The sequence below is a fragment of the Mesorhizobium sp. M0862 genome (assembly GCF_040319795.1).
Classification (GTDB): Bacteria; Pseudomonadota; Alphaproteobacteria; order Rhizobiales; family Rhizobiaceae; genus Mesorhizobium.
Map to the genome: position 1 here is coordinate 1 of NZ_JAMYOJ010000047.1, position 12,033 is coordinate 12,033.

Sequence of the window (12,033 nt, forward strand, 5' to 3'; positions counted from 1 at the left end):
CGCCCGGGGCTGGGGCGCTATCCCGCCTATAGGGTTGTGGGGGGTTCCCGCGGTGGTAGCCGGTGGGGTTTCCTGCAACACCGCGCCGGCGCCTGCGGCGACACCGCCCGGGGGCGAGCCACTTGTCTCGCCCCGTCCCTTCGGAACCCACAATGGGGAGAAAGGAAAGACAGAGCTAAAGCCGAGCCAACCGCTCCACCAGCAGCGCGAAAAAGGCGTCATGGTCGATGTCGCGCATCACCATGGCGTTCTTCGGCCGCTTGGTCACGCCCCACCAGTCGATCACGGTCATGCCCATGGTGAGTTCGGAGGTGGTTTCGACGGTGACGTTGCAGTTGCGGCCCTTGAACAGCTCCGGCTTCAACAGATAGGCGATGACGCAGGGGTCGTGCAGCGGGCCGCCATCGGTGCCGTATTTCTCCTCGTCGAAGCGCTCGAAGAACTCCAGCATCTCGGCCGTCGCGGTGCCGACCCTGGTGCCGAGCTGGCGGATGGCCTGCGTGCGCTTGGCCGTGGTCAGCGCCTTGTGGGTGACGTCGAGCGGCATCATGACGATCGGAATGCCGGATTTGAACACCAGGTCGGCGGCTTGCGGATCGACATAGATGTTGAATTCTGCGGTCGGCGTGACATTGCCGCCTTCGAAGAAACCGCCGCCCATCAGTACGATTTCCTTGATGCGCGGCGCGATCTTCGGCTCACGGATCAGCGCCAGCGCGACATTGGTGAGCGGGCCGAGCGCGCACAGGGTGATCGTACCGGCCTCTTCCTTCATCAGGGTCTCGACGATGAAGTCGACCGCATACTGGCCCTGCAGCTTCATCTTCGGATCGGGCAGTTGCGGGCCGTTGAGGCCGGTCTTGCCATGCACTTCCTCGGCGGTGACCAGTTCGCGCGCCAACGGGCGGATGGCGCCTGCATAGACCTTGATATCGGGCCGTCCCGCCAGTTCGCAGATTTTCCTGGCGTTCTTTTCGGTCAATTTCAGCGGCACGTTGCCGGCAACAGCAGAGATGCCGACGATCTCCAGCTCGGCGCTGCCGAGCGCCAGCAATATGGCGACGGCATCGTCCTGGCCGGGATCCGTGTCGATGATGATCTTGCGGGTCTGGGGCATTTCATTTCCTTATGCGGGGGAGTCTTTTTGGCGGGGGTGTTCGGCGGCTTGAACTTGGCCGCGGCGCGGACCATATCAAGACCATCGGGAAAAATGCCATCCGGGTTTTTCCAGTTTATGTCGCTCCAAAGAGGACAGTGTAACATGAGCCGAATGACGCCCTTCTCCAGCCCGCTTCTCCTTGGTTTCGATGCCATGGAAAAGACCCTGGAACGACTGGCGAAATCCGGTGACAGCTATCCTCCCTACAACATCGAGCGCCTCAGCGGTGCCGACGGCAAGGCCGAAAGGCTGCGCATTACGCTGGCTGTCGCGGGTTTCGCCGAAAGCGATCTCGATGTCACCACGGAGGAAAACCAGTTGGTCGTGCGCGGCCGTCAAACCGACGACACCGAGCGCGAATTCCTCCATCGCGGCATCGCCGCGCGCCAATTCCAGCGCTGTTTCGTGCTGGCCGACGGCATGCGGGTGATCGCAGCGGAACTGAAGAACGGCCTTTTGTCGATCGATCTCGATCGGCCGGATACCGAACGGCTGGTACGGAAAATAAATATATCGGTGAAAGACTGATCTTTACCGATGGCTCTCATGCGGGATGGCCTTGAGCGGCGTCCTCGCGCCAAGGAGGCTTGAAATGACCAGAACTGACGAAACCATCACCATGACCAGCGGCGAATTCGCCCATCTCGGCGAAGGCTCGGTCGCTTATCTCCGGAAGGTCTCGAGCGACGAGCTGCTCGGGCGCTTCCCCAACCTCGGCGAAATAGCGCCTGGTATGGTCCTGTGGGCCCTGTTTGCCGCCAACGGCCAGCCGATCCTGCTTTCGGATGCGAAAGACCGGGCTTTGGCCGGCGCCATGGAAAACGACCTGACCACTGTCGCCATTCACTAAGGCGACTGCTGGCGGTTGAAATGGAGAGGGCCGCCTTCGGCGGCCCCTGGAAGACTTAATTCCAAAGAACTTCAGGCGGCGTGCGAGGCTTGCGTGTCCGACAGCAGAGCGTGGATGGCGACCGCGTCGCGCGTGCCCCTGATCTTGGCCACCGTGTCGGCGTCGCGCAAAACCCTGGCGATGCGCGACAGTGCCTTGAGGTGATCGGCGCCGGCGCCTTCCGGGGCCAGCAGCAAGAACACCAGATCGACCGGCTGGTCATCCAGGGCCTCGAAATCGACCGGCGTCTCCAGCCGGGCAAAGACGCCGGCGATGCGCTTCACCCCGGCGAGCTTGCCGTGCGGAATGGCGATGCCGTTGCCGACGCCGGTGGAGCCCAGCCGTTCGCGCTGCAGGATGGTGTCGAACACTTCGCGCTCCGGAATGCCGGAAATCGCCGCCGCTCTCTCGGACAGCAACTGCAAAAGCTGCTTTTTGGAGTTCGCCTTCAACGCCGGCAAGATCGCCGGAACGTTGAGAAGATCGCTCAGATCCATGTTTGAAATCCCTTATTCGCCTGCCGTCACCAGTCCTCGCCCCTCGCGCGGCTGGCTATCATCTCTGTGCGACCATTGTCGTCACCTGTGCGACCATTGTCGTTGTCGTCACGCCTGTGCGACTTTGGTCGTCCACGGGTCGATCCAGCCGATATTTCCGTCCGGCCGCCGATAGACGATGTTGAGGTGGTCGTTTCCGGCGTTGCGGAAGACGAAAACCGGGCTGTCCTTGGTGTCGAGTTCGATGACCGCCGACGCGACCGACATGGTCTGCAGCGTCATGGTTGATTCGGCGACGATGGCCGGGGCGTAGTCCTCCGGAATGTCCTCATCGTCATCAGTCAGCGGCGCCATCACCGTATAGGCGATGTCGGTGATTTCGCCATTTCCATTGCCTGAATTGTGCGATTTCAGACGGCGTTTGTAGCGCCGCAGCCTGGTTTCGAGGCGGTCCGCGGCCGCCTCGAAGGCAAGTGTCGGATCCTGGGAATCGCCGGTTGCCTGCAGCGAAGCGCCGGAATCCAGCCTGATCATGCAATCGGCCGAGTAACGCGACCCCGATTTGATGACCGTGACGTGCCCTGAAAAACCGCGATCGAAATATTTTCCAATCGCCTCGCCGACACGATCGGTAATGCGCGTACGCAACGCATCGCCGATATCCATGTGTTTACCCGATATGCGCAATTTCATCTGAAAACTGACCTTCCTTGCTCAGGCTTCAAACTGGCCAGAGTTTATACTCGTGATCCGTGCGCACAAGCTTTGCGGCGTCAACTCGCGCCGATTTTAGATCCGAACTTTCCGGTTGATCACAATCCGCCTTCTTGGCCGTCCCGTGGCCTTCATCGTGACGGACCATCCGCATGCGGGCCGCGAGCCCGTCTCATGCGGGCGGGCTTCTAGACACTTCATTGCAGCTTGTCAATTAATGCATGTCGCCCAGAAGTGCGCTGCGGTTCTGGGACAACGACATGCATCAAAACAAAGACTTAAAGCGCGTCGTATGAATCCGTTTCAGCGCGATGCGCTTTAAGGTCGGAAAGTTGTGGAATCCAGCCATAGCAAAAGCCTTGCCGGGCAAGCAGACCTAGCGCCCCGCGCTCGCCAGAGCACGCTTTTCACGCCGCCGCTGCACCGACGAGGGAATATTCATACCCTCCCGGTACTTGGCCACCGTGCGCCGGGCAATATCGACGCCGCTTTCCTTCAACATATCGACGATTGCGTCATCGGACAGCACATCGGCGGGCTTTTCCTCGTCGATCAGCTGCTTGATGCGGTCGCGCACCGCTTCCGAGGAATGCGCATCACCGCCGCCCGACGCCGCGATCGAAGCCGTGAAGAAATAACGCAGCTCGAACACGCCACGCGGCGTCAGCATGTATTTGTTGGCCGTCACCCGGCTGACGGTCGATTCATGCATGCCGATGGCATCGGCCACCGTGCGCAGGTTGAGCGGCCTGAGCTGACGCACGCCATGGACGAGAAAGGCGTCCTGCTGGCGCACGATTTCCGACGCCACTTTCAGGATCGTCTTTGCCCGCTGGTCGAGACTGCGCGTCAGCCAGTTGGCATTCTGCAGGCATTCGGCCAGGAAATCCTTCTCCGCCTGATTCTTCGCATGCGGCGAGACCTGGGCGAAATAGATGTGATCGACAAGCACGCGCGGCAGCGTCTCGGCATTGAGCTCGACCGTCCAGCTGCCGTCATTGGCGGCGCGGACTTCGACATCGGCGACGATGGCGTCGCTGGCGCCGCCCGAAAACGCCATGCCCGGGCGCGGGTCGAGCGCGCGGATTTCGGCCAGCATGTCGAGGAGATCCTCCTCGTCGACCCCGCAAAGCCGCTTCAGCGTCTGGAAATCCCGCCGCGCCAACAGTTCGAGGTTGCCGACCAGCGTCTTCATCGCCGGATCGAGACGATCGCGCATGGCAAGCTGCAGCGACAGGCATTCGGCAAGGTCGCGCGCAAACAGGCCGACCGGCTCGAATGTGTGGCAGGCTGCCAGCACATTGGCCACCATCGCCTGATCGGCGCCGAGCCGTTTGGCGATCTCGGCGGGATCGGCGCGCAGATAGCCGGCCTCGTCCAGGCCGTCGGCCAGTTCGGCTGCAATCAGCCTTGCGGCCGGATCGGCAAAGGCAAGCGCGATCTGCTCGCCAACATGCTGGCGCAGCGTGATCGCCGCAGCGGCCATGTCGCCGACGTCGAAGCCTTCGGACGAACCGGACGAACCATTGCCGGTGGCCGACTTCCACTGCGCCGTCAGGTCGGGACCGAGCCGCTCGCTGGTGCCGGGATCGTCGGGGAACAGATTTTCCAGCGAGCTGTCGAGCTTGTCGGAGATCGCTTCGGCGCTCCACGCCGTCTCGTTTTCGAACCAGTCGCCATCGGCGGCAGGCTCAGGAGCGGCATCGCCCTTCTGCACCTGGTCGCTTGCGGCGTCATCCTGGGGCTCGGCGCGCTCCAGCAGCGGATTGCGCTCGATCTCGTCGTCGATGAAGTGGTCGAGCTCGACATGGGTGAGCTGCAACAGCCTGATCGACTGCATCAGCTGCGGCGTCATCACCAGCGACTGGGATTGTCGTAGCTGTAGTTTCGCCGCCAACGCCATGGTTCGGTTTCAAACGCCCTTCTGCACCCGGAAGCCTACACATCAGAAGCTGCCGGAAAATGAATTTTCCGACCTTCCATAGAAACTGGCCCGGCTTTTGCTTGTCAAGGCGAACGATGGCAAAAGGCCCCTACGGAAGCATTATCTCACGCAAAACCGGAGAAAAAGCCCGGCGGGGCGGCAAAAATCACGTCAGGAAACAAATTTCACGCTCAGAGCGTGAAACCTTCGCCGAGGTAGAGCCGGCGCACATCGGGGTTCGCCACCACCTCGTCGGCACGGCCATGCGTCAGCACCTGGCCGGCATGGATGATGTAGGCGCGGTCGATGAGGCCGAGCGTTTCGCGCACATTGTGGTCGGTAATCAGCACGCCGATGCCGCGCGCCGTCAGATGACGAACCAGCTGCTGGATGTCGGCGACGGCAATCGGGTCGATGCCGGCGAACGGCTCGTCGAGCAGCATGTAGGCCGGGCGCGTCGCCAAAGCTCGGGCGATCTCAAGACGCCGCCGCTCGCCACCCGACAGCGACATGGACGGCGACTTCCGCAGATGGCTGATGTGAAATTCCTCGAGCAGTTCGTCGAGGTTGCGCTCGCGCACCTTGCGGTCCTTCTCAACCACTTCGAGCACGGCGCGGATGTTCTGCTCGACATTCAGGCCGCGGAAGATCGAGGCTTCCTGCGGCAGATAGCCGATGCCGAGGCGGGCGCGGCGGTACATCGGCATCGAGGTGACGTCGAAACCGTCGATCTCGATCGTGCCCTCATCGACCGGCACCAGGCCGGTGACCATGTAGAAACAGGTGGTCTTGCCGGCGCCGTTCGGCCCGAGCAGCCCGACAGCCTCGCCGGCGCGCACGCCGATGGTGACACCGCTGACCACCTTGCGGCCCTTGTAGCTCTTGGTCAGACCCTTGGCGATCAGGGTGCCCTTGAACTTCGCGGAATCGACGGTGACTGTGGCCGGTGCAGCAAGTTTACTGGCCGCCCGTCCCGGAAGGCGGGTCAGCAGCGAAGATACGCCAGTCATTCGGGCTTCGGGGCCTCGGATTTCGGTGGCGGCGTCATCGACATGATGACGCGCCCGCCGCAGCCATCGACCTGAGCCAGGCCGCTTTTCATCTGCACGGTGAGCTTGCAGCCCTTGAGGACGTTGGGTCCTTGGGACAAGACGACCTCCTTGCCCGACAGAACAAGCACCTGCGTCTTCATGTCGAACGTGGCGTTGTCGCCGGTCGCGATCTGGTCATTCGACTTGATGTAGACTTTGTTCTTGACCACCAGATGGTCGATATTGGCCGAACCGGTCATAGCCGAAGCGCCGGCGGCAGCACCTTTGGCGGCGTTGGGGTCCTTGACGTAGTAGACCTCCATGCTGCCGGCCTTGAGCAGCGTTGGCCCTTGCGTGACGGTGACGTTGCCGCTGAACAGCGCCATGCTGTCGGCCTGGCGGACCTCAAGTTTGTCGCTCTCGATCTGGATCGGCTGGTCGCCCGACAGTTTGAGCCCGGATTGGCTGCTGGCGCTGGACTGAGCCCAGGACGGCGCCATACCCAGCAACAGCAAGGCCGAGGCTGCGGCGACAAGCCGTGCCGAATTACTGGGACGCATTCGTTTCTCCGCTCTTTGCCTCTGCCGCCTTCATAGTGGCCGGATCGATGTGAACGCTTACCTTGTTCTCGAAAACGATGACCTTGCCATTGTCTTCGACCGACATTGAACCCGCGGTGATCCGCGAGCCGTTACGGCTGACATCGACCGCATCACCTGTCTTCATAGAGCCTTTGCCCATATCGAGGAAGACCGATTTGAAGATGGCAGCGACGCCGTCGGTGGTGGTGACGGTAACGTTGCTGGTCATGTCCATCGTGTTGGCGTTTCTGTTGTAGATGCCGCGCTTGGCGTCGACGGTCGCCACATTGTCGGCCGTCAGCGGCAATTTGGCATGGATGCCTTCGAGTTCGATGATGTCCTGCTTGCCGACATCCTGGATGGCGCGCAAGGCCGTCAGCGAATAGGGCAGCTTGTCCTTGGTGAAGCCGTTGAGCTTCGGATTGGCCATCACCAGCTTGCCATCCGCGAAAGCGGTGCCGTCTGCCTGTATCGAAATGTTGATCGGCGCCGCCAGATAGGAATAGACCGGAAACGCAACCGCGATCCCGGCGGCAAGCACCGGCACGGCGAACTTAAGCACGCGCACGCGGCGCGAGTGGCGCTGGGCGCGGTCGAAGGCGTCGCCGCGCGTGCCCGCTGGCGCCGTGGGCGCCAAGGCCGCATCGGCATTGGTCGGTTCGTTCGATCGCGCAAGCATGACTGACTTCTAATAAACCCTTGTCCGCCAAAACACCTGCTATAGGTGGGTTGCCGGCCCCCGCAAGCAAGCACAAGCGGAGGAAAACCGCAAAAATGTGACGGCCGCTGTTTTACAGACGGAACTCAGGCGACACAATTTCCTCACTTCATAGCAGAAACGAACGCGCCGCGTCATTTTTTCCTGAAATGCCTCCGTCGTGAAGGTCGCTTCGTCGCACGCTCTTGAGGAAGAGGTAGCCGGGCGCGGACGCTTGCTTTAAAAGCATCGCTTCCCACCGACTGTGAGGCAGACCATGGCACTGAGAGCCGACGACCTGATCGACCGCCGCCGCTTGCGGCGCAAGCTGACCTTCTGGCGCGGCGCCGCCATTGCCATCGTGGCCCTTGGGGTGATTGCGCTTGCAAGCTGGTTCTATGGGGGCGACCTCGGCGGTTCTTCCGTCGACCACATCGCCAAGGTCAGGATCGAAGGCACCATCACCGAGGACGAGGAACTGATCAAGCGGCTGGAAACCATCCGCACATCCTCGCAGGTCAAGGGCGTCATCCTGGCGATCGATTCGCCCGGCGGCACCACGGTCGGCGGCGAATCGATCTACGAGGAGGTGCGCAAGCTTGCCGCCGACAAGCCGGTGGTGGCCGAGGTCGGCACGCTGGCCGCATCGGCCGGCTACATGATCGCCAGTGCCAGCGACCATATCGTTGCCCGCAAGACGTCGATCGTCGGCTCGATCGGTGTGCTCATCCAGTATCCCGATGTCAGCGGTCTGATGGACAAGGTCGGCATCAAGCTCGAGGAAGTGAAATCCTCGCCGCTGAAGGCATCGCCCTCGCCCTTCAAGCCGACCAATGAAGACGAGCGAGCCATGGTCCGCAAGCTCATCCTCGACAGCTATGACTGGTTCGTCGGCATCGTCGCCGAGCGCCGCAAAATGACCCGCGATCAGGCACTGGCCCTTGCCGACGGCTCGATCTTCACCGGCCGCCAGGGCCTTGCCAACGGTCTGATCGACGCTGTCGGCGGCGAGAGCGTGGCGATCGACTGGCTGGCGACCAAGGGTGTCGACGCCAAGCTCAAGGTGGTGGAATGGAAGGACACCGAGCGGCGTGGCGGCTTCCTGTTCTCGAAAGCAATAGCGCGCAGCGTCGGCAGCGCGCTCGGCATGTCGGAGGCCGGCAGCGACGTGCTTCACGAAATTGGCGCGGATCGCTTGTTTCTTGACGGTCTCGTTTCCGTCTGGCACCCTTGATCTGCCGGTTGGGGCGAGTAAAAAAGCAAATAAAATCATCCTGATAATTTGACCGCAGCGCTTTCACGGGGACCTTTCTGATGATCAAATCCGAGCTTGTGCAGATCATTGCCACGCGCAACCCGCATCTTTTCCTGCGCGACGTCGAAAACATCGTGGGAGCGATCTTCGACGAGATCACCGATGCCCTGGCGGAAGGCAATCGGGTCGAGTTGCGTGGCTTCGGCGCTTTTTCGGTGAAAAATCGCCCTGCCCGCACCGGCCGCAACCCGCGCACCGGCGAATCCGTCGAGGTCGAGGAGAAGTGGGTGCCGTTCTTCAAGACCGGCAAGGAATTGCGTGAAAGGCTGAATGGCGGCAAGTAGGCGCGGACCAACGCGCCGGCGTTATCAAGGCCTGACTTCTCCAGGGAATTTCTATGTTGAACCGCTTCATACTTATCGTGGTCTTCGTGCCGCTCGCCGTCATCCTGATTGCGCTGGCCGTCACCAACCGCGAGCTGGTCGCCTTCACGCTCGACCCGTTCAACCCCGGCAATCCGAAACTGACGCTGACCTTGCCGCTGTTCATCTTCCTGTTCGTGGCGCTCGCCATCGGCATGGTCGTCGGCAGCCTGGCGACCTGGGTCAAGCAGGGCCGCTACCGCAAGCTGGCGCGCCAGCGCGGCGTCGAGGCCGAGAATTTGCGCCAGGCGGTCAGCCGGGTACCCGCCGCACCGCAAGGCTCGGGCCAGGGGCCGGCGCTGCCGAAGCCAACGGCCTGAAGCCGGCGCTTTTATCTTCGCGGAGTTTTGCATGCTGACCATTTCGGCCGACGCTGTCGACCAGGCGCTGACCTTTCCCGGGCTGGTCGAGACATTGCGCGCGGCCTTCCGCGAGGGTGCTGTGCAACCCGTCCGCCATCATCACGGGGTCGAGCGGCCCGACGGTGCCACATCCACGCTGCTTTTGATGCCGGCGTGGACCGACTTCCATGCGGCCGGCACGTCGGTCGGGGGTCATATCGGCGTCAAGATCGTCACCGTATCGCCCGACAACAACGCCATCGGCAAACCGGCGGTAATGGGGCTCTACCTCCTGCTCAACGGCGCCACCGGCGAGCCCGAAGCGCTGATCGACGGCCAACGGCTGACACAGTGGCGCACCGCTTGCGCCTCGGCGGTGGCGGCCTCCTATCTCGCCCGCGAGGACGCATCGCGGCTTCTGGTGGTCGGCGCCGGCGCGCTGTCGCCGTTCCTCGCCAAGGCGCACTCCGCGGTGCGGCCGATCAAGACCATCCGCATCTGGAACCGCACGCCCGCCAATGCCGAAAAGGTCGCGGCTGATTTGCGCGCGGACGGTTTCAGCGCCGAGGCCGCAAGCGATCTCGACGCCGAACTCGCCGAGGCCGACATCGTCTCATCGGCGACGATCACGACGACGCCGCTGGTCAAGGGTGCGCTGCTCAAGCCGGGCGCGCATGTCGATCTGGTCGGCGGCTTCACGCCGACCATGCGCGAAAGCGACGACGACGCGATCGCGCGCGCCAGCGTCTATGTCGACACCCGCGCCGGCGCCACCAAGGAAGCCGGCGACATCGTCCAGCCGCTCGCCTCCGGCGTGCTGAAGCCGGAAGCCATCGTCGCCGATCTGCATGAGCTGGCGCGCGGGGAAAAACAGGGCCGGCAGAGCCCCACTGAGGTCACGCTGTTCAAGTCGGTCGGCGCCGCGCTTGAGGACCTTGCCGCCGGCATTGCCGTCTACAACGCGCTCAAGCAGTAGCGTCTGCGCCGGTTCTGCGATCGAACTTCCTGATCGCTTCCGCGCTGACCGGGGTGAAGAAGTTCACCAGATTGCCATCGGGATCGCGCAGCAGCAGCGACCGGTTACCCCATGGCATCGTCGTCGGCGTCTGTACGAAATCGCCGATAATTTTCGCCAGCCTGCTGTACTCAGCATCAACATCGGCGACGCGAAACTCGATGACCGCTGAGCGATTGGCGGCCGGCTGCGCCACGTCAGTTCCGAACAGGGCCAGCGTGCGGGTGCTGCCGATCGCCAGTGTGCAGGACGGCGTTGCCAGTTCGGCGAAATCGTCTGTGAACCAGGTTGCGGTAAGCCCGGTGATCGTCTCGTAGAATGCCACCAAGGGCTTGATCTGGTCGGTAATGATGCGGATCGAGACGAAGTCCATCTTATTCTCCTGGGGCAAGCGCGTCGCTATCTGAAGACAATCGCTTGTCGCACAAGGCTGCTGATAACTTGGTGTCAGCAGCCTTGTCACGCTGCCTTGCCGATCCGGCGGCTGGATGCTTCAGCCTGCCTTCATGGCCTTTGCGCCCATCGCCTCGGCGATCAGCGCGAAATCATGCGCGGTAATTTCGAACAGGCCAAAGCGCAGTTGATAACCCCAGTTCGATTTGCCCGCGGTGAAGTCGAGCTGCTCGAGCAGCGGCTTGATCGGCGCTTCCTCGGCCTTTGCCCATTCGACATCCCTGCGGAACGGCGTGAAGCCACCGCCCATGTCGCCCTGGTAAGGCTCGCCTTCGCGCACCGTGCCGATTGCCGTGAAGGCCTGCAGGCCGTCTTTCTCTCGCAGAATTGTGGTCGGCGAGTAGTAGACCACACCGTCGCCGGGCTTGATGCGGCGCAAAGGTGCCGCCTTGCCGTGGTTGACCTGCATGAAGCCGGCCTCGCGGCCGCGCCGGACATGTTCGGCGGAAGCGACCGCGATCCAGTGCGCACTCATTTCTGTTCTCCATTGGCCTGTTCCCCATTGGCCTGTTCTCCGTCGTTCAGCCAGTAGACGCGCAGCCGGTGCTTGTCGGGATCGAGCGCAACGAAGGTGCGGCCGAAGTCCATGTCGGTCGGCGTCTGCAGGATGGTCAAGCCGCGTCCTGCCCAGTCCGTGTAGGCGGCGTCCACCGCATCAGGCCGGTCCAACGCGAAGACGAGCTCCGCGCCGCCACCCGCGGCCGCGGCCGACGGCTCCACGGTGTGGCGCGACCACAGGCCGAGCTTGAAGCCATTGTCGAGCACAAACAGCACGAAGGTCGGCGACGTCTCCACCGGCTGGCGTCCCAGCAGCGCACCGTAGAAGGCGCCGCTCCGCTCCGGGCTGTCGACATAAAGGATGACGAAATTGGGGGTGTTCATGTCTGCTCTCCAGGGTTTCGATTGGAGGAGCATAGGTGACCCCACTGTCAGATTCTGGCAGCAGCGGCTTGCGAGGGCGGTTGTGTGCGTCAAGTTCTGCAAAATGGGGCAGCCATGATGCTGGTCATGCGGCTTGGCGCAGAGCGAGCTTCTTGTGCTCGCGCAGGTCGTCC

The 12,033-nt window shown here is 62.5% G+C and carries 16 protein-coding genes; 6 read left to right on the forward strand and 10 right to left on the reverse strand.

Annotated elements, in window-relative coordinates; all coding sequences use genetic code 11:
• Window positions 1–175: 175 nt before the first annotated feature.
• Entirely contained in the window at window positions 176–1,117 is a 942-nt protein-coding gene (locus NKI15_RS31615; protein WP_023698210.1) for a nucleoside hydrolase, read from the reverse strand.
• A gap of 144 nt (window positions 1,118–1,261) precedes the next feature.
• On the opposite strand from NKI15_RS31615, the gene NKI15_RS31620 reads away from it, so the two are divergent.
• Both NKI15_RS31620 and NKI15_RS31625 read left to right on the forward strand, forming a co-directional pair.
• The gene (locus NKI15_RS31620; RefSeq protein WP_023669741.1) at window positions 1,262–1,687 is read left to right on the forward strand and encodes an Hsp20 family protein; all 426 of its coding nucleotides are present in this window, start codon (window positions 1,262–1,264) and stop codon (window positions 1,685–1,687) included.
• A 64-nt stretch (window positions 1,688–1,751) separates the two neighbouring features.
• Complete coding sequence (locus NKI15_RS31625) at window positions 1,752–2,009, forward strand: BQ00720 family protein (RefSeq protein WP_023683072.1); 258 nt, start codon at window positions 1,752–1,754, stop codon at window positions 2,007–2,009.
• Window positions 2,010–2,080: 71 nt separating this feature from the next.
• Here NKI15_RS31625 and ptsN read toward each other — a convergent pair whose 3' ends face one another.
• The 6 genes from ptsN to lptC all read right to left on the reverse strand — a co-directional run bounded on the left by ptsN (window position 2,081) and on the right by lptC (window position 7,474).
• Window positions 2,081–2,545, reverse strand: coding sequence for a PTS IIA-like nitrogen regulatory protein PtsN (gene ptsN / locus NKI15_RS31630; protein WP_023669743.1), 465 nt, complete (start codon window positions 2,543–2,545; stop codon window positions 2,081–2,083).
• Between the two features lie 108 nt (window positions 2,546–2,653).
• Window positions 2,654–3,238, reverse strand: a complete 585-nt coding sequence (gene hpf, locus NKI15_RS31635) for a ribosome hibernation-promoting factor, HPF/YfiA family (RefSeq protein WP_023704200.1) — start codon at window positions 3,236–3,238, stop codon at window positions 2,654–2,656.
• Between the two features lie 397 nt (window positions 3,239–3,635).
• Window positions 3,636–5,162 (reverse strand): RNA polymerase factor sigma-54, encoded by a 1,527-nt coding sequence (gene rpoN / locus NKI15_RS31640; RefSeq protein ID WP_023707572.1) that lies wholly within the window; start codon window positions 5,160–5,162, stop codon window positions 3,636–3,638.
• Window positions 5,163–5,374: 212 nt separating this feature from the next.
• Complete coding sequence (gene lptB / locus NKI15_RS31645; protein ID WP_023700100.1) at window positions 5,375–6,193, reverse strand: LPS export ABC transporter ATP-binding protein; 819 nt, start codon at window positions 6,191–6,193, stop codon at window positions 5,375–5,377.
• Complete coding sequence (locus NKI15_RS31650) at window positions 6,190–6,774, reverse strand: LptA/OstA family protein (protein WP_023683069.1); 585 nt, start codon at window positions 6,772–6,774, stop codon at window positions 6,190–6,192. The genes lptB and NKI15_RS31650 overlap by 4 nt, the downstream gene beginning before the upstream one ends.
• Window positions 6,761–7,474, reverse strand: coding sequence for an LPS export ABC transporter periplasmic protein LptC (gene lptC / locus NKI15_RS31655; RefSeq protein ID WP_023704202.1), 714 nt, complete (start codon window positions 7,472–7,474; stop codon window positions 6,761–6,763). Before lptC ends, NKI15_RS31650 begins: the two co-directional genes overlap by 14 nt.
• Before the next feature lie 295 nt (window positions 7,475–7,769).
• On the opposite strand from lptC, the gene sppA reads away from it, so the two are divergent.
• The 4 genes from sppA (at window position 7,770) to lhpI (ending at window position 10,486) form a co-directional block, all read left to right on the forward strand.
• On the forward strand, window positions 7,770–8,726 hold the full coding sequence (gene sppA, locus NKI15_RS31660) for a signal peptide peptidase SppA (RefSeq protein ID WP_023704203.1): 957 nt from the start codon (window positions 7,770–7,772) through the stop codon (window positions 8,724–8,726).
• Between the two features lie 80 nt (window positions 8,727–8,806).
• Window positions 8,807–9,091 (forward strand): integration host factor subunit beta, encoded by a 285-nt coding sequence (locus tag NKI15_RS31665; protein ID WP_006200394.1) that lies wholly within the window; start codon window positions 8,807–8,809, stop codon window positions 9,089–9,091.
• A gap of 53 nt (window positions 9,092–9,144) precedes the next feature.
• Window positions 9,145–9,489 (forward strand): lipopolysaccharide assembly protein LapA domain-containing protein, encoded by a 345-nt coding sequence (locus NKI15_RS31670; RefSeq protein WP_023704204.1) that lies wholly within the window; start codon window positions 9,145–9,147, stop codon window positions 9,487–9,489.
• A gap of 31 nt (window positions 9,490–9,520) precedes the next feature.
• A complete protein-coding gene (gene lhpI / locus NKI15_RS31675; protein ID WP_023704205.1) occupies window positions 9,521–10,486 on the forward strand; it encodes a bifunctional Delta(1)-pyrroline-2-carboxylate/Delta(1)-piperideine-2-carboxylate reductase in 966 nt (321 codons plus the stop codon).
• On the opposite strand, the gene NKI15_RS31680 is transcribed toward lhpI, so the two are convergent.
• The 3 genes from NKI15_RS31680 to NKI15_RS31690 all read right to left on the reverse strand — a co-directional run bounded on the left by NKI15_RS31680 (window position 10,476) and on the right by NKI15_RS31690 (window position 11,860).
• Window positions 10,476–10,898 (reverse strand): VOC family protein, encoded by a 423-nt coding sequence (locus NKI15_RS31680; protein WP_023704206.1) that lies wholly within the window; start codon window positions 10,896–10,898, stop codon window positions 10,476–10,478. The genes lhpI and NKI15_RS31680 overlap by 11 nt on opposite strands.
• 120 nt (window positions 10,899–11,018) lie before the next feature.
• Window positions 11,019–11,453 carry an EVE domain-containing protein gene (locus tag NKI15_RS31685; protein ID WP_023704207.1) on the reverse strand — a complete coding sequence of 145 codons (435 nt, stop codon included), beginning with the start codon at window positions 11,451–11,453 and terminating at the stop codon, window positions 11,019–11,021.
• Complete coding sequence (locus NKI15_RS31690; RefSeq protein ID WP_023698200.1) at window positions 11,450–11,860, reverse strand: VOC family protein; 411 nt, start codon at window positions 11,858–11,860, stop codon at window positions 11,450–11,452. The genes NKI15_RS31685 and NKI15_RS31690 overlap by 4 nt, the downstream gene beginning before the upstream one ends.
• Between the last annotated feature and the right edge of the window lie 173 nt (window positions 11,861–12,033).